This is a genomic window from Pantoea endophytica (assembly GCF_002858935.1).
Classification (GTDB): domain Bacteria; phylum Pseudomonadota; class Gammaproteobacteria; order Enterobacterales; family Enterobacteriaceae; genus Pantoea; species Pantoea leporis.
The window spans coordinates 101,906-123,821 of sequence record NZ_PJRT01000027.1; the positions used below are offsets into that span (position 1 = coordinate 101,906).

The 21,916-nt window shown below is 51.6% G+C and carries 20 protein-coding genes; 10 read left to right on the top strand and 10 right to left on the bottom strand.

What is annotated here, in order from left to right; genetic code table 11:
- Positions 1-40: 40 nt before the first annotated feature.
- The 8 genes from PZBJ_RS16605 to puuD all read right to left on the bottom strand — a co-directional run bounded on the left by PZBJ_RS16605 (position 41) and on the right by puuD (position 7,327).
- A complete protein-coding gene (locus PZBJ_RS16605; protein WP_101763393.1) occupies positions 41-1,201 on the bottom strand; it encodes a glucosyltransferase domain-containing protein in 1,161 nt (386 codons plus the stop codon).
- Positions 1,188-1,496, bottom strand: coding sequence for a hypothetical protein (locus tag PZBJ_RS24050; protein ID WP_146001302.1), 309 nt, complete (start codon positions 1,494-1,496; stop codon positions 1,188-1,190). The genes PZBJ_RS16605 and PZBJ_RS24050 overlap by 14 nt, the downstream gene beginning before the upstream one ends.
- A gap of 283 nt (positions 1,497-1,779) precedes the next feature.
- Positions 1,780-3,246 (bottom strand): glucosyltransferase domain-containing protein, encoded by a 1,467-nt coding sequence (locus PZBJ_RS16610; protein WP_101763394.1) that lies wholly within the window; start codon positions 3,244-3,246, stop codon positions 1,780-1,782.
- A gap of 46 nt (positions 3,247-3,292) precedes the next feature.
- A complete protein-coding gene (locus tag PZBJ_RS16615) occupies positions 3,293-4,255 on the bottom strand; it encodes a glycosyltransferase family 2 protein (RefSeq protein WP_101763395.1) in 963 nt (320 codons plus the stop codon).
- Positions 4,252-4,611 (bottom strand): GtrA family protein, encoded by a 360-nt coding sequence (locus PZBJ_RS16620; protein ID WP_101763396.1) that lies wholly within the window; start codon positions 4,609-4,611, stop codon positions 4,252-4,254. Before PZBJ_RS16620 ends, PZBJ_RS16615 begins: the two co-directional genes overlap by 4 nt.
- 95 nt (positions 4,612-4,706) lie before the next feature.
- On the bottom strand, positions 4,707-5,984 hold the full coding sequence (locus tag PZBJ_RS16625) for an NAD(P)/FAD-dependent oxidoreductase (protein WP_101763397.1): 1,278 nt from the start codon (positions 5,982-5,984) through the stop codon (positions 4,707-4,709).
- Between the two features lie 24 nt (positions 5,985-6,008).
- A complete protein-coding gene (gene puuR / locus PZBJ_RS16630; protein WP_008104818.1) occupies positions 6,009-6,566 on the bottom strand; it encodes an HTH-type transcriptional regulator PuuR in 558 nt (185 codons plus the stop codon).
- Positions 6,563-7,327 (bottom strand): gamma-glutamyl-gamma-aminobutyrate hydrolase, encoded by a 765-nt coding sequence (puuD, locus tag PZBJ_RS16635; RefSeq protein ID WP_101763398.1) that lies wholly within the window; start codon positions 7,325-7,327, stop codon positions 6,563-6,565. The genes puuR and puuD overlap by 4 nt, the downstream gene beginning before the upstream one ends.
- A gap of 213 nt (positions 7,328-7,540) precedes the next feature.
- Here puuD and PZBJ_RS16640 point away from each other — a divergent pair, with 213 nt between their 5' ends.
- Both PZBJ_RS16640 and PZBJ_RS16645 read left to right on the top strand, forming a co-directional pair.
- A complete protein-coding gene (locus tag PZBJ_RS16640; protein WP_101763399.1) occupies positions 7,541-8,956 on the top strand; it encodes a glutamine synthetase family protein in 1,416 nt (471 codons plus the stop codon).
- A gap of 371 nt (positions 8,957-9,327) precedes the next feature.
- The gene (locus tag PZBJ_RS16645; protein ID WP_101763400.1) at positions 9,328-10,686 is read left to right on the top strand and encodes an APC family permease; all 1,359 of its coding nucleotides are present in this window, start codon (positions 9,328-9,330) and stop codon (positions 10,684-10,686) included.
- 194 nt (positions 10,687-10,880) lie between these two features.
- Here PZBJ_RS16645 and ygbI read toward each other — a convergent pair whose 3' ends face one another.
- Positions 10,881-11,642 carry a DNA-binding transcriptional repressor YgbI gene (gene ygbI / locus PZBJ_RS16650; RefSeq protein ID WP_101763401.1) on the bottom strand — a complete coding sequence of 254 codons (762 nt, stop codon included), beginning with the start codon at positions 11,640-11,642 and terminating at the stop codon, positions 10,881-10,883.
- 259 nt (positions 11,643-11,901) lie between these two features.
- On the opposite strand from ygbI, the gene ltnD reads away from it, so the two are divergent.
- The 5 genes from ltnD (at position 11,902) to PZBJ_RS16675 (ending at position 16,946) form a co-directional block, all read left to right on the top strand.
- Positions 11,902-12,810 (top strand): L-threonate dehydrogenase, encoded by a 909-nt coding sequence (gene ltnD, locus PZBJ_RS16655; RefSeq protein ID WP_101763402.1) that lies wholly within the window; start codon positions 11,902-11,904, stop codon positions 12,808-12,810.
- Between the two features lie 2 nt (positions 12,811-12,812).
- A complete protein-coding gene (gene otnK / locus PZBJ_RS16660) occupies positions 12,813-14,072 on the top strand; it encodes a 3-oxo-tetronate kinase (RefSeq protein WP_101763403.1) in 1,260 nt (419 codons plus the stop codon).
- On the top strand, positions 14,069-14,695 hold the full coding sequence (gene otnC, locus PZBJ_RS16665) for a 3-oxo-tetronate 4-phosphate decarboxylase (RefSeq protein ID WP_101763404.1): 627 nt from the start codon (positions 14,069-14,071) through the stop codon (positions 14,693-14,695). The genes otnK and otnC overlap by 4 nt, the downstream gene beginning before the upstream one ends.
- Positions 14,695-15,474: an HPr family phosphocarrier protein gene (locus PZBJ_RS16670; RefSeq protein ID WP_101763405.1), complete on the top strand. Its 780-nt coding sequence runs from the start codon at positions 14,695-14,697 to the stop codon at positions 15,472-15,474. The genes otnC and PZBJ_RS16670 overlap by 1 nt, the downstream gene beginning before the upstream one ends.
- A gap of 119 nt (positions 15,475-15,593) precedes the next feature.
- The gene (locus PZBJ_RS16675) at positions 15,594-16,946 is read left to right on the top strand and encodes a GntP family transporter (protein WP_101763406.1); all 1,353 of its coding nucleotides are present in this window, start codon (positions 15,594-15,596) and stop codon (positions 16,944-16,946) included.
- Between the two features lie 198 nt (positions 16,947-17,144).
- Here the strand turns inward: PZBJ_RS16675 and sbcB are convergent, their stop codons facing one another.
- Positions 17,145-18,566 (bottom strand): exodeoxyribonuclease I, encoded by a 1,422-nt coding sequence (gene sbcB, locus PZBJ_RS16680; RefSeq protein WP_101763407.1) that lies wholly within the window; start codon positions 18,564-18,566, stop codon positions 17,145-17,147.
- A gap of 202 nt (positions 18,567-18,768) precedes the next feature.
- Between sbcB and dacD the strand changes: the two genes are divergently transcribed.
- The 3 genes from dacD to tmaR all read left to right on the top strand — a co-directional run bounded on the left by dacD (position 18,769) and on the right by tmaR (position 21,784).
- Entirely contained in the window at positions 18,769-19,935 is a 1,167-nt protein-coding gene (gene dacD, locus PZBJ_RS16685) for a serine-type D-Ala-D-Ala carboxypeptidase DacD (RefSeq protein WP_206098220.1), read from the top strand.
- Positions 19,936-20,243: 308 nt separating this feature from the next.
- A complete protein-coding gene (locus PZBJ_RS16690; RefSeq protein ID WP_101763409.1) occupies positions 20,244-21,302 on the top strand; it encodes an FUSC family protein in 1,059 nt (352 codons plus the stop codon).
- A gap of 161 nt (positions 21,303-21,463) precedes the next feature.
- Entirely contained in the window at positions 21,464-21,784 is a 321-nt protein-coding gene (gene tmaR, locus PZBJ_RS16695) for a PTS system regulator TmaR (RefSeq protein ID WP_008110563.1), read from the top strand.
- Positions 21,785-21,916 lie beyond the last annotated feature (132 nt).

Consider the following 21,916-nt stretch of genomic DNA (forward strand, 5'->3'; position numbering starts at 1 on the left):
AGTTTAATGACAGGCAGCAAAATTGCTGCCTCATTTAACTTTAAAATGATGTTGTACAATATTTTATAATGTAATCAGATTCTCGCTTTATTATTGATTTTTTGTCAGGCCAGCAAGGAACCGCCTTTATGTCATTCTCCATCATTTTTATCGTAGTATCGTTAACACGCTTGAGATCCATAAAACCCGTCATATTCATATAGTTTACGATTCTGCTATCGCCATATTGAAAGAATGACATACCAAAATTTTCTGAATTTGAAGGCCTCCATTTGTTATTTAATGGTGAATTGCCGTAAAAATATATTTTATCAGACTTTGCATTAAATTCAGGGTAATCCATAATCAAATGGCTCAGCATCATCTGACTTAGAAAGTTATCCTGTTGATTTGATATAAAGTCTGCGTAAAACAATCTGTTGGAATTAGAGGCTCCAATCAACAATAGTGAAAAAGATACAAAGTATATGTAATTAGCTCTCAAGTTAAAAAATGACAGTGATATTAAAGCTGCAAAGCAAATAGGGATTTGCGTTAAAGTTCTTGCTGGCAACCATGTACCGGTAAGTACATCCAGTGAGAATGGAAATAAGTAAATGCATATTGCAAGGAATGTTGAATAATAATTCTTGCATCTAATTGATTTAATCACTATTATAATTAATGGAATGGCTGTAATCCAGTATATTTTAAGGCCGAAGTGAGATTTATTACCTAATCGCCATTTTAGATGTTTTAAAACATCCTGGAAAACTTCATTGCTTGGTTGTTTACCCCATGTAAGCATTGCTTTGAAATATTCTGCCGCGGGTATGTTTAAATATAATTGTACATAATGAGTGGCTAATGAATAAAAAATGTAGATAATTAAAACCAAACATAACAATAATAATAGCTTTGATGAACCTGCCTTATAATCTATTTTGTTGTTGAGCGAGTCAACTAACTGCTTAATCAATACTAAAGCAATTGGAAAAAGGATTATACTTTGGTATATAGACATGCAAAAAATGCCTAATAATACGAATGTAATATATTTTATAGGGCTGGGATATTTATAATCAAACACAACTGCCATTAAGGTCGCCAATAGTATTGATATTGATAATGTGTCAGCTTGATTTTGAAATTGAAATTGATATGCAAGTAAAGGCATTGATGCAGATAATATGCAAAATGCTATGGATTTATTTTTTTTCATTAAAGAGATAAATAGCCGCAAGAGATGTAGCAATACTAACTATTATCAATGAAATAGCCATTGTAAAGAAGGCGACGTATGGTTCAGGAAGTAAAAATTCACGTAAAAATGCATGGCCCCATCTACCTAACTCTATAGTATGATAAAAGTTATCATAAAAATCTTCATCAACAGAAAATGTAAAATGAGTTAATTCAAACCCATACATTATCACATATGATGTTAAAGATACCAATAAAGCCAATGCGAGAGAGTTTTGTTTTTCCATATCTACTTCAACTTTTAAAAAATTCATTTGATACCTGCTAATTACATTCTAAACTATTAGCACTTATAACGGCATTGTGCTGATACTGAGAAATGGACTGGTAGTGCATTATGAAATTATTAATGAGAAATGATAGATAATAAATCTATAGGCTTTCCAGATATGTATGCTGAATTGATATTTATTCTTGTGCTTAAAAGTATTATCATTTTCTTGATAACAACCATAATTAATATTTCATCATGTATAAAAACTATTATTTAAAAGTGTAGAACTCCTAAGGGATTCTACACTTAAGTCATAAAAAAATTTAATCAGAAAGTTTAATGACCACATTCCGGCCTAACATTTTGATACCATCAGGGCTTGGCCAAGGCTGCATTAATGATAAAGCATCTTTGTTAGAAATAAAAAAATCTTCATTTGAAGCATTGGTTAAATTATTGGCTATGCCTGAAATGTTTATGTAATTAACAATGCGTGCACTATCACCTCTTTCAAAAAATGACACGCCAAAATCATCTGAATTAAATTTTTTCCATTGATTGTTAACTTTTGATTTTCCAATAAATGCAATTTTATTTATAGATTCATTGAATTCTGGATGTGCCATATAAATGTCATGCATAACATTTCTAGCAAGCATTTCATTTTGTTTGGCAGAAATATAATCAGAATAAAAAAGTTGACTAACAGTAGTAGAAGCCGTGATTAAAAAGCCAAAAGTAATTAGTGATTTCAAAACTTCACTTCTAAGATATGATAAACAGATTACGATAAGTGAAGCAAATACTAGTGACAACTGGCTAAGCGTTCGTCCTGGCGTCCCACCGCCGATAGCAATATTGAGCACAAAAGGCATCAATAAAGTTATGGCGACAATAAGGATAATCAAAAATAAATTATTGTTTTTCTTGCCAGCATTTATACCGATTATCAATAGGGCAGCTAAATATGTAAAACTATATGTTGCAAGACCATATAAAGGATATGGGCCTGATCTTTCATAAATGAAAGATAAGGAGTTTTTTATTCCGCCAATTAGTCCCAGTGATCCCCAAGTAATGAGGCCTGAAAAGTATGATGCTGAAGAAACACCATAATATGATTTTATTTTTGAAGTAAGTATAAGATAGATTACTACAGATATGCATAAGCAAATGGCAACTTTAGCTGATGAATATACCCATTTCTTAAATGAGCAATCATTATTACATGCGTCAACTAAAAGTTTTATTGTTACTAATGTTGCACTAAAAAATATCAATGATTGATAAATTGATAAAACAATAACGTTGATTATTATAAAAGCAAAGAAGAACACTAAACGATCTTTGAGTGCCAATACGCCACTAACTGCTGCAAGAAAAATTGCTAAACCAAAGGTTTCATCTTGGTTTGAAAACTGTAATTGATACGCAAACTGAGGTAACGCTATAAATAATATTGAAAAGTAGATTGATTTTTTAACATCAAAGTTCAGTGCGTAGCAACATGTGGCACTAGATAAAGATATACCAATTAGTGCAACCAGCATAGAAGAGAATGGAGACCAAGGCTCTGGAAAAATATACTCCTTTAGCCAGGCATGTGACCAACGTCCAAGATCTATCATGTGAATAAAATTATTTTTCGTATCTTCATCAATTGATAGAGTAAAGTGGGTCAATTCAAAACCATACACTATTAGGCATGATATAAATGAAGCAATAAAGCCATAAAGTAATGCAGGATTTGTTTTTAAAAAATGATCTATCTTAGAGTTTAAATTCATCATTTCCTCTTTCACTAAGTTGGATGCTATTAAATCAATAAATGAGGTTTTACTGTTCGTTTTTTTGAATAGAGTTAGATGAATTGCCTGCCCCACTATTCTTTGGGGAGATAATATAGCGAGGTCGACCTTTGCTCTCAATATAAATCCTACCAATATATTCCCCAAGCACACCAATCCCAATGAGCTGTACGCCACCTAAAAACAGCATTGAAACCATAATTGAAGGATAGCCTTTAACAGGGTTGCCCCAAAATATAGTATCAATTAACATCCATGCGCCATAGACGAACGAAAGGGCAGCGACGACAAGTCCAAGATAAGTCCAGATCCGAAGTGGGAAGGTTGAAAACGAGGTTATCCCTTCAAGGGCAAGGTTCCACAACTTCCAGCCATTAAATTTGGTTGTGCCAGCAACACGGTCTGCCCGAATATATTCAACGACTTCAGTTTTTCCGCCGACCCAGCTGAGAACACCTTTCATAAACAGGTTACGTTCCTGCAGCAATTTGATATTTTCCACTACGTCGCGTGACATTAAGCGAAAATCACCCACGTTTTCTTCGATCTTCGGCGAACTGATCTTGTTGTGCAGTTTGTAAAACCACTCAGCAGTCTTACGCTTTAAATGAGAGTCAGTGCTACGATCAACACGTTTAGCCAGAACAATATCAGCGCCCAAATGCCATTTATCAACCATCAAAGGAATGACATCTATAGGATCTTGTAAATCGACATCAATAGGGATAATAGCATCGCCAGTTGCTGCTTCGAGGCCAGCAAAAAGGGCTGGCTCTTTACCGAAATTGCGTGTAAACGAAATATGTTTAACTAAACAATCGTCTGTCTCAATTTCAGTTAGTACAGCTTCTGTCTTGTCTGTGCTGCCATCATTTACAAAAACCAATTCAACATCATATTTTTTAAAGGGTTCAAATTCGCGTACTGCTTTATAGAAAAGGGGAATGGCCTCCTCTTCATTCAGCACTGGAACGATAAGAGATAATTTCATTTACTCGTCCTAAACACGAAAAACTTAGAGTAGGCGAAGCCGCAAACCAAGCTGAGTGCAGAGAAGAAAACCAATGTAATAATTGGATTAATGTGCAGATAGTCAGCTGTCCAGCCCACGGCTGTTGCCATTGCGCCCATAAAGCAGATATAGAGAAGATATCGAGTGGTGGTCGCTTCTGCGTTAAACGTCCATTTTGCGTTAGCAAAGAAGGAAAAGGTTACCGCAACACAAAACGCCACGAGGTTAGACAGGGATTGGCTACCAACGATGGCATAAAGTGCGGCAAATACGCCCCAATGAATGAGCGTATTAATTACACCAACAGAAGTGTATCTGGCGAACAACCTCAACATTTTGCAGCCCAAAAATTAAAGAGCCCGATCCTGACATTACTGCTGTTTTATAGCAAGTTTTGGTAAAGGAATGTCGAGAAATTGTAATCAGTGATTCACACCCCAAACCGATCCCTTAACGCATACCACGCCGCTCCCATCGCGGTAAGCGGCACCTTAAACCGTCTCCCACCTGGAAACGGCAGATGCGGTAATTTTGCGAACGCATCAAATCTCTCGGCGTGCCCACGTAGCACTTCAGCAATCAACTTTCCTGAAAGATGGGTACAGGTCACGCCGTGTCCGCTGTCGCCCTGCATAAAGAACGCATTCTTCTCCACCTGCCCAAACTGCGGCATGCGCGATAGCGTGAGCAGGAAGTTGCCGCTCCAGCGGTGGCTGATTTTGATGTCACGCAGCTGCGGAAAGGTGCGCAGCAGCTTAGGGCGAATCAGCGCTTCGATATCATCCGGTTCGCGTGCGCCATACACTACGCCGCCGCCGTAGAGCAGGCGGTTATCGGCGGTGAGGCGGAAGTAGTCGAGCAGATAGTTACAATCTTCAACGCAGTAATTGTTCGGCAGCAAACCCAGCGCCTGATCGCGCGTTAGAGGTTCGGTGGTGACGATCTGCGAGCCGCACGGCATGCTTTTGCCCGTCAGGCGCGGTTCAAGCTGTGACGGCAAGTAAGCGTTACCGGCAAAAATCACGAAAGTGGCGCTGACTTCGCCCTTAGCGGTTTTTATGCGATGCGGTGCACCATATTTCACTTCAATCGCCGCCGACTGCTCATAAATGCGCCCGCCGTGACGGCGAATCGCTTCGGCTTCGCCCAATGCGAGATTGAGCGGATGCAGATGCCCGCCGCGCTTATCGAGTAAGCCGCCGACGTAGCGATCGGTCGCCACTTCGCGCCGAATACCGCGTTCGTCGAGAAGCTCCAAATCGTGATTGCCGTAGCGTGCCCAAAGGGCTTTTTGGCTGCGCAGATGGCCCATTTGCCGCTGATTCAGTGCGGCGAAAATGCCGCCGGGACGATAGTCGCAGGCGATAGCGTAACGGTCGATGCGGTCGCGAATAATCTCCGCGCCTTCAAACATCATGCTGCCAAGCATTTGTGCGGTCTGTTTGCCGTAGCGCTGCTCAATCACATCCACGTCGCGGCTGTAGGAGTTGACGACCTGGCCGCCATTGCGGCCGCTGGCGCCAAAGCCGATTTTCGCCGCTTCAAGCAGCACCACGTCGTAACCGGCTTCGGTGAGAAACAGCGCGGATGAAAGTCCGGTAAAGCCGCCGCCAATGATGCAGACATCGCACTGCACTGACTCTTGCAGCGCCGGCCACGGCTCATGGGCGTTGGCGGTAGCGGCGTAATAACTTCCCACATGTTGCATGACATCCTCCTTAAGCGCGAAACCTTAGAAATTGGCGGGCGTATGCGCGCTAACAATGCGACACGGCTGATCTGAGGTATTGGTAAAACTGTGCGGCAAGCCGGTATCAATCACATAGCTTTCACCGCGATAGAGATGGTAACTCTGGCCGTTGACCACCAGCGTGATTTCTCCTTCCAGCACGGTGCCGGTCTCCTCGCCGGGATGGCGTAACTTCTCGCCGGTGCTGGCGCCGGGTTCATAGCGCTCCAGCAGCATCGCCAGCGCGCGCCGTGCAGCACCGTTATCGATCAGCATCAGCGATACGCCCAGGCTGCCGATCTCCACGCACTCTTCCGGGCGCACAATCACCCGCGGCGTGGCATTGATTTTGGGTTCGGAGAAAAACTCTGAGAGCGAAAGCCCATAAACCTTCAGCAGCTTCTGTAAGGTGCTGACGGCCGGGCTCACTTTGTCCTGTTCGATAGTGCTAATGGCGCTGTGCGTTAAACCTGATAACTCAGCGACGCGACGCTGAGACAATCCCAACTCCTGCCGGATCTGCGATAAGCGACGTCCGGGTGCCAGAGTGGCATCATTCATGGCTGTTTTTCCTTGTGATAACAGACAGCGGCCTGGATAAAAGCCTCAAATAAACGGCGCGAGACCGAATCGCGATCGGATTGCCATTCCGGATGCCATTGCACCGCAAGGGCGAAAGGGTGCTTTGGCAGGCTTACGGCTTCAATCAGCCCGTCGGGCGCGCGCGCTTCGATACGCAGCTGTGGACCGGTTTCGCGAATGCCTTGCCCGTGCAACGAGTTGACGGCAAAAGGTTCGGCGCTGCCCAGCAGCTGGCTCAGCATGCCATCCACTTCTGGCTGCACGGTATGCACCGGCGCGTATTGCTCATCCAGCGGCAGCGCGTCGTTTTCGCGGTGCTCCTGAAACAGATGTGTCATATGCAGCTGGCGATACAATGCGCCGCCATTAGCGACCACCAGCTCCTGCAAACCGCGGCAGATGCCGAACATCGGCATCTTTTTACCGATCGCATGGGTGATGAGCCCGAAGGCGAGGCGATCGCGCGCCGGATCGGCATGCGCCTCTTTACCGTCTGCGCCGTAATGCCAGGGTTCAATATTGCTGGGACTGCCGGTCAGCAAAATGCCATCCAGCACGGTCATACTGTTTTCTAATAGATGAGGTGCCTGCATCAGTTGATGCGGCAAGGGCAGCGGCACGCCACCGGCAAGCACGATAGCGTCGAGATATTTGTTGTGAACGGTTTGCCCTGCGTGGCTGCCAATAAAGTTCTGGCACATCACTACGCCAATCAAGGGCTTGTCAAAAATAATGCCCATAACGTCTCCGCGTTGCTGTTCAATATTTTCGCCGGAAATGCGCGGCTGGCCTTAAAAGTGTGCGATATTTTGTCAATCTAGCAACCGATCGTTCATTCCTCAAACAGAATTGTTACATTTGCACACTTTTTGCGTTAGCGCTATGTTAGTGGAGTGGCTGTTATTTTGAGCATTGCGCGCACCAATATTAAACGGTAAAGGGCGGGTGGGATCATGACGAACCTCGTAGAAGTAGAAGACTTCACGCGACACAGTGAAGAGAAGCGAACAAGCGCGTTCCAGCTGGAGGTCAAAACCTGGCTGGAACGCCATCCTGAAACGCAATATGTCGATATTCTTCTTAATGATTTAAATGGGGTATTTCGCGGTAAACGCATTCCCATCTCCGCATTGGCAAAACTGGAAAAAGGGTGTTACTTCCCGGCCTCGGTTTTCGCTATGGATATCCTCGGTAACACCGTCGAAGACGCCGGACTGGGTCAGTCCCTGGGCGAACCCGACCACCTCTGCATGCCGGTGCCCGGCACCTTAATTCCTTCTGCCGCCGATCCCACGCACATCGCTCAGCTGTTGCTGACCATGTGTAACCAAGATGGCACTCCCTTTGACGTTGAACCCCGTAATGTCCTTAATCGGCTGTGGCAACAGCTGCGCAATCGAGGATTGTTCCCGGTGGTAGCGGTAGAGCTGGAGTTCTATCTGGTGGATAAAAAGCGTGATGCGGAGGGCTTCATTCAGCCGCCGTGCTCGCCGGGCAGTGACGAACGCAATATGCAGAGCCAGGTGTATTCGGTGGATAATCTCGATCACTTCGCCGACGTACTGCGTGACATCGACCATCTGGCCAAGCTGCAAGGCATTCCCGCCGATGGCGCGCTGGCGGAAGCCTCGCCCGGCCAGTTCGAAATCAACCTGCATCACACGCGCGACGTGCTGAAAGCCTGCGATCACGCTATTCAGCTGAAACGGCTGGTGCGTCAGGTGGCGGAAAATCATGGCATGACCGCTACTTTCATGGCCAAGCCTTACGAAGAGTACGCGGGCAGCGGCATGCATGTGCACATCAGCATGCTGGATGCCGCCGATCACAACGCCTTTGCGCTCGATGACGGCAGCGATTCACCGCTGATGAAACGCGCGCTGGCGGGCATGATCGATTTAATGCCGGCTTCAATGGCGTTGCTGGCGCCGAACGTGAACGCCTATCGCCGCTTCCTGCCGGAAGCCTATGTACCGCTACAGGCGTCATGGGGACACAACAACCGCACGGTTGCGCTGCGTGTGCCTTGTGGCGATGCGGATAACCATCGCATCGAGTATCGCGTGGCCGGTGCGGATGCAAATCCCTATCTGGTGGTGTCAACAATTCTTGCCGGTATTTTGCACGGTCTGGATAATCAGCTACCTTTACCGCATGCGGTGCAGGGCAATGGACATGAAGCAGAAGGGCTGGCATTACCGATTCGGCAGAGTGATGCGCTGTATGAATTTGAGAATAGCTATCCGCTGCAAAAGCTGCTGGGCGAGCGTTTCAGCGGGGTGTGGCACAGCTGCAAACAGTACGAACTGATGCAGTTTGAGCGCTTAATCACCTCGACGGAAATCGACTGGATGCTCAAGAATGCCTGAGTGCCGGAAGAATTGATCTAACGTCTTGTGCCGATGGCATAAGTTGGGGCAAAATACGCGCCCTGCAAAATGAGAACTAACCGACGTTAACCGCGTCGGTTATTTTTTTGCATGATGTACTCACTGACATTCACACGAGGCCGGACACGCATCCGGATAGATAGATACTGACAAACACGCTTGTGCGTGAGATTTGAGGAAAACAAAGATGGGACTGTTTAACATTGCACCAGCGCAGGCTGGTTCTCGCTTCCGTGATGACTACGGCGCCGCGACAATCGTAAACACTAATATCACTTCTCACTGCAGCAAATTGCGCAGTAGCCCTGTAGCCCAACCGATCGCGGTTGTCGTCTGCGGGGGCCTGAACAATGTCGCTTAACACCTCTGCCGCACCTCAGCGTGCACACCTGAAAAAATCTCTGACCCTGATCCCGGTTGTCATGATGGGCCTGGCGTATATGCAGCCAATGACCCTGTTTGATACTTTCGGTATCGTGTCTGGATTGACCGACGGCCACGTCGCCACCGCTTATGCTTTCGCCCTGATCGCGATTCTGTTTACTGCCGTGAGCTACGGCAAGCTGGTACGCCGCTTCCCATCTGCGGGCTCCGCTTACACCTATGCTCAGAAGGCAATCAGTCCGCACGTCGGCTTTATGGTTGGCTGGTCATCACTGCTGGACTACTTGTTCATGCCGATGATCAACATCCTGCTGGCGAAAAGCTACTTTGAGACGCTGGTGCCGGGCATTCCGTCGTGGATTTTCGTGGTGCTGCTGGTGGCCTTTATGACCATCTCCAACCTGCGTGGAATCAAAACCGTTGCCAACTTCAACAGCGTGATCGTGGTGCTGCAGGTGGTAGTGATGGTAGTGATTACCGGCATGGTGGTTTACGGTGTGGCACACGGTGTTGGCGAGGGAACATTGACCAGCAGCAGACCGTTCTGGTCTGAGAATGCGCACGTAGTCCCGATGATTACCGGTGCGACTATTCTCTGCTTCTCGTTCCTTGGCTTTGACGGTATCAGTTCGCTGTCAGAAGAGACCAAAGATGCTGAACGCACGATCCCGCGCGCGATTTTCCTCACCGCGCTGATTGGTGGTGTGATCTTTATCGGTGTTTCTTACTTCCTGCAGCTGTACTTCCCGGACATCTCGCGTTTCCAGAATCCGGACTCTTCACAGCCAGAGATCATGCTGTTCGTGGCGGGTAAAGCGCTGCAAATTGGCATCCTGATCTTCTCGGTGGTGACGGTGCTGGCATCCGGTATGGCCGCGCACGCAGGCGTTTCACGTCTGATGTACGTGATGGGCCGCGATGGCGTGTTCCCGCAGCGTTTCTTTGGCTTCGTGCACCCGAAATACCGCACGCCGTCACTGAACGTGCTGCTGGTGGGTGCGGTCGCGCTGATGGCGATCAACTTCGACCTGGTAACCGCAACTGCGCTGATTAACTTCGGTGCGCTGGTGGCGTTCACCTTTGTGAACCTGTCGGTGATTGCGCAGTTCTGGATCCGTGAGAAGCGTAACAAGACGCTGAAAGATCACATCAACTATCTGGTGCTGCCGGTAATGGGTGCCCTGACGGTGGGGGCGTTGTGGATTAATCTGGAAGAGACCTCCATGGTGCTCGGCCTGGTGTGGGCAGCGATTGGTATTATTTACCTCGCCTTTGTGACCCGCACCTTCCGCAACCCGGTTCCGCAGTTCAGCGAAGAAGTGTGATTTGATCGACGTCGCTGTCCCCCATCCCGGCCTTCCCCCGCAAGCGGGGGAAGGAGACGCTGCCACATGCACCTCCTCACTCGCATAGAGCACCATCTTCCTCCCCCATTTATGGGGGAGGACCGAGGAGGGGGACAGCAAGCACGGACCAGGGATGGGGGACAGCGAGCACCGACCGAAAGGGACAGCACGCACTATCCCGCCAACACCAACTCCCAACTCCCCGCACTCAACGCCTCGCGTCCCGCTTTACTCAACCCCGCATCGGTAATCAAGGTATCAAACCGCTCCAGCGGTAACGCCAGATGCGTCGCAATCTTGTTGTACTTCGAACTGTCGCTTAACAACACGCGCTTACTACTCACATCGCTCGCCGCCAGCTTCACCGGCACCTTATCCTCATCCGGCGTAAACAGCCCGCGCGGGCCCCAGCAGGACGCGGAGATAAACGCGATATCGATCGCCAGCTGGCGCAAACTTCTGGCGGCCGCTTCACCGACGCTGGAACGGTTCTCACGACATACCGTGCCGCCGGTGTGAATCAACTTGCAGCCGCTGCTCTCCATCAGCAGGCGCGCAATCACGAAATCGTTGGTCACCACCAGCAAGTCATCACGCTCAAGCAACTCGCGCGCCAGCGCCAGTGTGGTGGTGCCGGCATCGAGATAGATGCAGCTATTACGCGGAATATGACGCGCGGCATACTGCCCAATCGCCATCTTCTCGCCGCTGTACATATTGGTTTTCGCCAGATGCGATGGCTCCGCCGCCAGGCGATCTGCTGAGCGCACGCCGCCCGAAACAGACAATACCGCACCTTGCTCTTCCAGCTTCTGCACATCGCGACGTATCGTCATATGCGACACACCCAAGCGCTCAGTGAGCTCGGCAATGCTAACCACGCCGCGTTCGCCCACCAGCGCTAAAATTTGTTGATGACGTTCAACCGGAATCACCTTGGTCTCCCTGAATTATCATTTTTTCACATTGTAGATCATCGATTCACAGCCCGCAGCACAATTTATCTTGCCGTAATCTAAGCAGAAATCCCATCTGGACTGACTTCGAAGCGCTCACCTCCGGCTGTGAATCCATGTTAATCATTGAGCGGCTAAGTTAATTTTTGTGATATCACGCACGTTTATTCGCCACTGACTGCGGCAGACTTAACACCAATGAACAAATTATCACTTAAATTAACAATGGAGGTTTGCTATGTCAGCAACCGTGAATAACATCGGCGTGATTGGTTTAGGTTCCATGGGCATGGGTGCCGCGCAGTCTTGCATCCGTGCAGGATTAAATACCTGGGGTGTTGATCTCAATCCGCAGGCGCTGGAAACCCTGCGTCAGGCCGGTGCACGTGATGCGCAAACCTCCGCTGCCCGCTTTGCCGCTGAACTGGATGCGGTGCTGCTGCTTGTGGTGAATGCCGCGCAGGTTAAAGCAATCCTGTTCGGTGAAAACGGCGTGGCGGCGCAGCTCAAGCCCGGCACCGTGGTCATGGTCTCTTCTACCATCTCTTCACAGGATGCGCAGGCGATTGAACAACAGCTGGCGCAGCATCAGTTGCTGATGCTGGATGCACCGGTTTCCGGCGGCGCAGCCAAAGCCGCAGTTGGCGAGATGACGGTAATGGCGTCCGGCAGCGATGAAGCTTTTGCCCTGCTCAAGCCTGTGCTGGATGCGGTGGCGGCGAAAGTCTATCGCGTGGGCAGCGAAATCGGTCTCGGCTCAACCGTAAAAATCATTCACCAGTTGCTGGCGGGCGTGCACATTGCTGTGGGCGCTGAAGCGATGGCGCTGGCCGCGCGCGCTGGAATCCCGCTCGACACCATGTATGACGTGGTGACCAACGCCGCCGGTAACTCATGGATGTTCGAGAACCGCATGCGTCACGTGGTGGATGGCGATTACTCGCCGAAATCAGCGGTCGATATCTTCGTTAAAGATCTCAATCTGGTGGCGGATACCGCCAAGTCGCTGCACTTCCCGCTGCCGCTGGCTTCTACTGCGCTCAATATGTTTACCGAAGCCAGCAACGCCGGCCACGGTCGTGAAGATGACAGCGCAGTGATCAAGATCTTCAGCGGCATCACGCTGCCGCAGGCGAAGGAGCAATAATCATGCGTTTAGGCGTTATTGCAGACGATTTTACCGGCGCAACCGACATCGCCAGTTTTCTGGTGCAGAACGGTTTGCCGACCATCCAGTTCAACGGCGTGCCGGAAAGTCATGACGCGCTGAGCGCGCAGGCGATTGTTATCAGCCTGAAGTCGCGCTCATGCCCGGCGCAGCAGGCGATCGATCAGTCGCTGGCGGCGCTGCAGTGGCTGCAACAGCAGGGCTGCGATCGTTTCTACTTCAAATATTGTTCCACCTTTGACAGCACCGAGCAGGGCAATATCGGCCCGGTGACTGATGCGCTGCTGGCAGCGTTGGGCGAAACGCAAACGGTGATCTCGCCGTCGCTGCCGGTTAACGGTCGTACGGTGTATCAAGGCTATCTTTTTGTCGCCGATCAGCTGCTGTCCCAATCGGGCATGCGCCATCATCCGGTAACGCCAATGACCGACAGCAATCTGGTGCGTTTGATGACGCGCCAGGCCAAAGGCCAGGCCGCGGTGATCAACGCCGCGCAGCTCGATCAAGGTGCTGATGCGGTGCGTGCGCAGCTGGATACCCTGAAAGCGCAGGGCATCAACTATGTGGTGCTAGACGCGCTGCACGAACAGCACTTGCTGACGCAGGGCGAAGCGCTGAAAGAGACGCGCCTGGTGACCGGCGGTTCAGGCCTGGCGATCGGTATCGCCCGCGCCTGGGCAACGCAGCAGCAGAACAGCGATGCTGAACAAGCCGGGCGCCCACAAGGCGATCGCGCGGTGGTGATCTCAGGCTCCTGCTCGCAAATGACCAACCGTCAGGTGCAGGCGTATCGTCAGCAAGCGCCCTCGCATGAAGTGCTGGTGGAACGCTGCCTTGATAACGCCGAAAGCTATGCGCAGGAACTCTGTGACTGGGTGGCAGCGCATCATCAGTCCGAACTGGCACCTTTGCTGTTTGCTACCGCCGATGCCCAGCAGCTGCAAGCCATTCAGCAGCAGTACGGCGCAGCGCGCAGCAGTGAAGCGGTTGAGCAGCTGTTTGCCGCAGTAACCCGTGAACTGAAAAGCCGTGGCTGGCAGCGCTTCATCGTTGCTGGCGGTGAAACCTCGGGCGTGGTGGCACAAAGCCTTGGCGTTACCGCATTCCACATTGGCCCGATGATTTCACCGGGCGTGCCGTGGGTACGCGATATCCATCAGCCGCTGTCGCTGGCGCTGAAATCAGGCAATTTTGGCGATGAACAGTTCTTTGCCCGCGCACAACAGGAGTTTTCAGCATGACGGAACAACAAGCACGCGAAGAAATGGTACAGCTCGGCGCGTCCTTCTTTCAGCGCGGTTACGCCACCGGTTCAGCGGGCAATTTGTCGCTGCTGCTGGAGGATGGCAACTTGCTGGCGACGCCAACCGGCTCCTGCCTCGGCGAATTGCAGGCCGATCGTCTGTCGAAAGTGACGATTCAGGGCGAATGGATCTCCGGCGACAAGCCGTCGAAAGAGGTGGCTTTTCACCGCGCGCTCTACCTGAACAATCCCGCGTGCAAAGCGGTGGTGCATCTGCACAGCCACTATTTGACGGCGCTCTCCTGCCTGAACAATCTCGACAGCGAAAACTGTATTCGTCCGTTCACGCCGTATGTGGTGATGCGCGTCGGCGATGTGCCGGTGGTGCCGTATTACAAGCCGGGCGATCAGCGGCTGGCAGACGATCTGGCCAATCTGGCCTCGCGCTATAACGCCTTCCTGCTGGCCAATCATGGTCCGGTGGTGGTGGGCAAATCCCTGCGCGAAGCTGCCAATAACACTGAAGAACTGGAAGAGACCGCGCGTCTGATGTTTACGCTCGGTGACCGCTCGATTCGTTATCTGACCGATAGCGAAGTCGCGGAATTGAGGAATGTTTAATGCCTAAGTTTGCAGCCAATTTATCTACGCAGTTCGGTGAGCTGCCGTTTATCGAACGCTTTGCCGCCGCGGCCAACGCCGGTTTTCGCGCCGTTGAATTCCTGTTCCCGTATGACTTTCCGGCCGAGGTGATTAAAGCCGAGCTGGAAAAACATCAGCTGGAACTGGTGCTGTTCAACACCGCCGCCGGCAACGTGCAGGCGGGCGAGTGGGGCGTTTCCGCCATTCCGGGCCGTGAACAGGAAGCGCGTGCCGATATCGATCGGGCGCTGGAATATGCGCTGGCGCTCAACTGCCAGCAGGTGCATGTGATGGCGGCAACGGTCCCAAACGGTGCCGATCGTGCAGCCTATGAAGAGACTTTCGTGCTTAATATGCATTATGCCGCCGAGCGTTTTGCGCCGCACGGCATTCGCCTGCTGCTGGAAGCACTTAATCCAGTGACCAAGCCGAATTATCTCTACGCCAGCCAGTATCAGACGCTGGCGATGATGGCGCGTATCGATCGGCCCAACGTCTTTACCCAGCTCGATCTGTTCCATGCACAGCTGGTGGACGGCAATCTGACGCATCTGATTCGTGAATACGCTGGTCGTTATCGCCATATCCAGATCGCCTCTGCGCCGCATCGCCACGAGCCGGATGAAGGCGAGATCAACTATTCCTATCTGTTCGACCTGCTGGATGAAGTGGGTTACGACGGTTGGGTGGGATGTGAATACATCCCGCGCGGCCGCACTGAAGCTGGCCTCGGCTGGTTCGCGCCTTACGCTAAATAAATTTTGTTTAACCACCCAGCACAGGGATTTTCAGCACTGTGCTGGGTAAGTCATACCTGAATTCGTCAATACCAGATAGAGCTGTACCCAAACTATACTAATTAAATCAGAGGATTATCATGTCTACCGCGTTGTTGTTAGCCATTGCTACCGCCAGCATTGTGATCTTGCTGCTGCTGGTGATTAAAACCAAAGTTCACCCCTTTGTGGCGCTGCTGATTGTCAGCTTGCTGGTGGCGATTGCGACCGGCATTCCAGCCGACAAAATTATGGAAACCATCTTTAGCGGGATGGGTAACTTGCTGGGGCATATCACCATTATCATCGTGCTGGGGGCGATGCTCGGCGCAGTGATTGAAGCCTCGGGCGGTGCCGAGTCGCTGGCGCAACGCTTCAGTAAATCGCTGGGTATCAAGCGGACCGTGGCGGCGCTGACCATGGCGGCGTTTATCCTCGGCATTCCGGTGTTCTTCGAAGTCGGCTTTATCATCGTGATTCCGCTGATTTATGGCTTCACCAAAGTGGCGCGCGTGTCACCGCTGAAGTTTGGCTTGCCGATGGCGGGCGTGATGCTGACGGTGCACGTGGCGCTGCCAACCCATCCCGGCGCGGCGGCGGCGGCGGGCATTCTGCACACTGATATGGGCTGGCTGATGATGCTCGGTATCCTGATCTCGATTCCGGTCGGTATCGTCGGTTATTACGTCGCGAAAGCGATGAACCTGCGTCAATATCATCTTTCCGTTGATGTATTAGAACAGCTGCAGCTAGCGAAGCCGGAAGGCAAGCCGAAGAACGACGCGCCAGCGCCGGGTGCACTGACCATTACCGGTCTGATTGTTGTGCCGATTCTGTTGATCGTCATGGGCACCGTCGCGCACACCACGCTGGAAGAAGGCAGCACGCTGCGTGCGGTGATGACGGTGATCGGTACGCCAGCCATTGCGTTGCTGATTGCGCTGGGACTGGCGGCATGGCTGCTTGGTGTGCGTCGTGGCTGGAGCAAAGAGAAACTGGAAGATCTCACCGGACGTGCGATTCCCAGCTCCGCCAGCGTGATTCTGGTGGCGGGCGCGGGCGGCGCGTTTGGTAAGGTGCTGGTGGAATCGGGCGTGGGCAAAGCGCTGGCGTTGACGCTGGAAACCTTGCATCTGCCCTTAGTTCCGGCGGCCTTTATTCTGTCGCTGGCGCTGCGTGCTTCGCAGGGATCGGCAACGGTGGCAATTCTGACCACCAGCGGCTTGTTAAGCCAGGCGGTGGGCGATGTGACGGATATGCAGCGCGTGTTGGTGACGTTGGCGGCCTGTTTTGGCGGGTTAGGTTTGTCGCACGTCAATGATGCGGGTTTTTGGGTGGTGACGCGCTATCTGGGCTTGTCAGTGGCCGATGGCCTGAAGACCTGGACGGTATTGACGACGGTGATGGGGCTGAGCGGTTTCGCACTGACGTGGCTGGTGTGGGGGATGATTTAGAATTCCAGGTCGCCATTTATGGCGTAATGCTCGTCAGTTAAGACATGAAAACCCTCAATTACCGAGAGCACACATTGTAGCGGCGCAATTCATTGCGCGATAAATCGCGCCGCTACGGAAGGTGCGGTGATTTGATAAGGTGCTTAACTGATCGGCATTACGCCATTTATGGCGACCTTTATCAACATTCGCAGAGAACTAAGACACCAGCTCCTGCGCATACAAATACAGCGCCTTCAGCTGCGCCATCTTCTCCGTATTTCCCTCATGCAAACTCGCCAGCGACTCCAGCTCCAGTAAGAACGCCTGCACGCGCTCGGCATTCAGCGCTTCGCGGCGATGCTGCAACCAGCGCTGCTGTTCGGCGTCATCGAGGGTGCCGGGGAAATTGCGCGCACGGTAACGGAACAATAATTTAGCAATGCGCTTGTCGTCGAAGGTCAAATCCAGCGCCGGTAAATTCTGCGGCGGCGTCTGACGGATGATATTCATGCCAGCGCGATCGGCATCGCTAAAGAAACCGTCATACAACTGTGCGTCAACATCATCTGACGGGGTAAACGGCTCGGCGTCGGCAAACAGCGCCACCACTTTCTCACGCACTTCCGCGTGGTCACGCAGCAGCTTGAGGTTTGCAAGGCACTGCTGACGATCGATGTTGAGGCGCGCGGCATCTTCCGGACGCAGCGTGCTGGCAGGCGCCAGCACCGGACACTTATTAATGTGCACCAGCTTGATCGGCACCGCAGGCAGATCGCCTAAATCGCTGTGGCGGGTATATAAACGTTCGCGCAGTTCGTCAGATTCCAGCGTCAGCAGCGGCGACATATCACCGGCCAAATCGGCGACAATCAGCGCGTTACGGTTATCCGGATGCCACGCCAGCGGCACAATCCAGCTGGTGTTACCGCGCGCCGCACCGAACATGCCGGAGACGTGCACCAGCGGTTTCATCTGCGGGATATCAATCAGCGTCATCAGTTTCTGTTTGTTGCGATGGGTAAACAGAAACTCAAACAGCTTCGGCTGCTTCTCTTTTACCAGTTTTGCCATCGCCAGCGTGGCATAAACGTCGGACATCGCATCGTGCGCCTGTTCGTGCGCTACGCCGTTGGCCTTAGTGAGATGCTCCAGCTTGAAGCTGGGGAAGCCATCGTCATTCTCCGGCCACTCAATGCCTTCCGGACGCAGCGCGTAGCAGGCGCGCATCACATCGAGTAAATCCCAGCGCGAATTGCCGTTCTGCCAGCTCCAGCCATAGGGATCAAAGAAGTTGCGATAGAAGATATTGCGCGTCACTTCGTCATCAAAACGCACATTGTTGTAACCAATCACACAGGTTTGCGGCTCGCTAAACAGGCCGTGAATGCGTTCGGCAAACGCCGCCTCGGTCACGCCGCGCGCTTTGGCGGTTTGCGGCGTAATACCGGTGATCATCACCGCTTCCGGCTGCGGCAGATAATCGTCGGCTGGCTGGCAATAAAATACCTGCGGTTCACCTACTGCATTGAATTCTTTATCGGTACGCAGGCCCGCGAACTGCGCCGGACGGTCCAGCGACGGGCTTTTACCGAAGGTTTCATAATCGTGGAATAAGAAGGTGAACTCAGAGGCGGGCACGGCGTTATCCTGGCAATGGAGAATCAACGCACAGGATAGTCGTCCATGGGTAGCAGTACAACCTCGATCATCCTCGCTGCGAGCAGGCGCGCAGCATTTATGCGCAGTTCATACTTTTTTTCAATTTATTCAGATCTGTAAGCGCTATTTGCCGTAAAACGTGCGGCGGTAAATTCATTTTTTTGATTTTGAGGAAGAAGTGTTGAAAAGGCGTCTGCTGGTAACTGTATCTGGAATAATTATTTGGGCATCGTGGGCGCAGGCTGAAGACAGTATGCCGTTTCCCCTGACACCACCGCCGATTGATGCGGCTTCATGGGTGTTGATGGACGCCACCACCGGACAAATTCTCACCGCTGGCAATCCGGATGAAGAGCGTAACCCGGCCAGCCTGACCAAACTGATGACCGGCTATGTCGTGGATCGCGCTATCGATCAGAATAAAATCAGCCGCGATGACAAAGTCACTATCGGCAAAGATGCGTGGGGCGCAGGCAATCCGGTGTTCAAAGGCTCCTCGCTGATGTTCCTCAAGCCGGGCGATCAGGTCACGGTGCGCGACCTGATGCGCGGCGTGATCATCGATTCCGGTAACGATGCCTGCGTAGCGCTGGCGGATCACGTGGCCGGCAGCGAAAGCAGCTTCGTCACCATGATGAACAGCTACGTGCAGAAACTCGGCCTGTCGCACACCCATTTCGAAACCGTGCACGGCCTCGATGCGCCGGGCCAGCACACCACCGCACGCGATCTGGCGGTGCTGTCGCGCGCCATCATCAGCGGCGAGCCCGATTTCTACGCCATGTACGGGGAGAAAAGCCTGACGTGGAACGGCATCACTCAAAACAACCGCAACGGCTTGCTGTGGGATCAAAATCTGCACGTCGATGGTCTGAAAACCGGCCACACCGAAAGCGCCGGTTTTAACATCATCGCTTCCAACGTCGTCGGACGTCATCGCCTGATTGCGGTGATCATGGGCGGCAAGAGCCCGAAAGGGCGTGAAGATCAGGCGCGCAAGCTGCTGGTGTGGGGCCAAAACAGCTTTGATACCGTGCAACTGTTCCACGCAGGCAAAAAAATCGGTAGCGAAAACGTCTGGTACGGCAATCCGCATAAGGTCGATGTCGGCACCACGCAGGATATCTACCTGTCGCTGCCGCGCACAGAAGTGGCCAACGTGATGGCGAAATACGTTATCGATCGCAAAGATCTGGAAGCGCCGCTGAAAGCGGGCGAGCAGATTGGCGAAATTCAGGTGACGGACAAAGATAAGCAGTTGGCCAGCTATCCGCTCTACGCGCTGCAAGCGGTGGAAGAGGCAGGCATCATTACGCGTATCAGCGATTACGTGAAACAGAAACTGTAATCTGTCGCGTATTTCCGCGTCATCATCGTCGCCGTGATGCGGCGATGATGACACAATCGCTGTAGGCGTTGCAGACCAGAAAGGTGTGCTGGTGCGCGATGACGTGATTTTCCGATCGCCATTCATGGCAACCGTTTTAATGCACGCACCAAACACGCTGCGTTACATCAATGTTTCTATTGGGAAAACCTGATGTAACGTCCATGTTGTATTTCAGCAAAACCTGAAAAATAATTGCGTTCGACCCTGATGATGCAGCCGTCGACAGGGTAACATAGCGCGCAAATTTTTAGCGTTCCCGGACAACCATGTTACGCGCTGACAAGCCCATCTCGCAGATTGAGTTCTGGTTCTACCGCCACTATCGCACCGTACACGGCGTGCGTATCGCTATCGCCTTTGTGCTGTGTTTCCTGTTTGTGCGGCTCACCGACATTCCCGAAGGCACCTGGCCGCTGATTACGCTGGTGGTCGTGATGGGGCCGATTTCCACCTGGGGCAACGTGCTGCCGCGCGTGGTGCAGCGCATTAGCGGCACCTTTGCCGGACTGATTTCTGGCCTGATCGCGCTCAAGCTTGAGCTGTTTTCACTGCCGGTGATGCTGGTGTGGTGCGCCGTTGTGATGGTGGTCTGTGGCTATCTGACGCTGGGAAAACATCCCTACATGGCGCTGCTGATCGGCATCACGCTCGGCGTGGTGGTTGGCGCACCGGCCGGGGATTTCACCATCGCCATGTGGCGCGGGGGCGATGTGATTCTCGGTTCACTGATGGCGCTGCTGTTCAGCGCCATCTGGGCGCAGCGCGCCTATACGCATTGGCGCATCCAGTTATCGGATGCGTTTATCGCCATGGCCAAACTGCATCACACCGGCTTCTCCGCCAATTTGCTGGAGAAGCCGCGGCTGAATAAACCTTTTCAGAAATTGCTGAGCAGCGTGATCAAAATGCGCGCGCTGCTGGAGCCGGCGAGTAAAGAGACGCGCATTCCGAAATCGGTGTTTGAGGCGATCCAAACCATCAATCGCAATCTGGTCAACACCATGCAGATGCAAATTGATGCATGGTGGTCGTCGCGTGAAAGCCACTTGATTATGCTCAACGCACCTACGCTGCGCCGCACCCAGCAGATGACAGAAGACACGCTAAATGCGCTGGCCACGCTGATGGTGAAAGGCGAAACCGAGCAGATCACCGCCAACAGCCACGCGCTGGAGGAGATCACCCAGGAACTGGAGCAGCTGATTGCTAATCGCAGCGGACGTTCCGAAACCACGGCGATTTACGGCTACGTCTGGCTGAGCCTCGAACAGGCGCGTCAGCTGGAGCGTATGACCGATTTAGTGCGTCTGGCGCTGCGTAAATAGTTTTCTCAGGCAAGGACTTAATGTGAATCACCCTTTCTTTGCGCTAAGATAAGCGCCAGTCCGAATTTAGCGGTGAGAATTGCAACCCTGGCGGCCAAGCCGCTAAGCTAAACGTTATGACTATTCCGCCTGCCGACGCAGGCCTCAAGAAAGGTGCCAACATGGAAAATGCCAAGCAATCATTTCAGGACGTACTGGAGTTTGTGCGTATGTTCCGTCGTAAAAACAAACTGCAGCGCGAAATCGTGGATAACGAGAAGAAAGTCCGTGATAACCAGAAACGTGTGCTGCTGCTGGACAACCTGAGTGAATACATCAAACCCGGCATGAGCATCGAGGCGGTGCAGGAAATTATCGCCAGCATGCGTGTGGACTATGAAGACCGCGTTGATGAGTACATCATCAAAAACGCTGACCTCTCCAAAGAGCGTCGCGAGCTGTCGAAGAAGTTGAAAGCGATGGGCGAGCCAAAAGCGCAATAAATTTCCATCTACCACTCATCTTGAGGTCGTCATTTATGACGACCTTTTTATTTGGGAATAGATAACCCCAATAACTCTTCTTGCGATTTAGAGTTATTGGGGTTATCTTTTATGCTTTCAGGACGCGGAAAG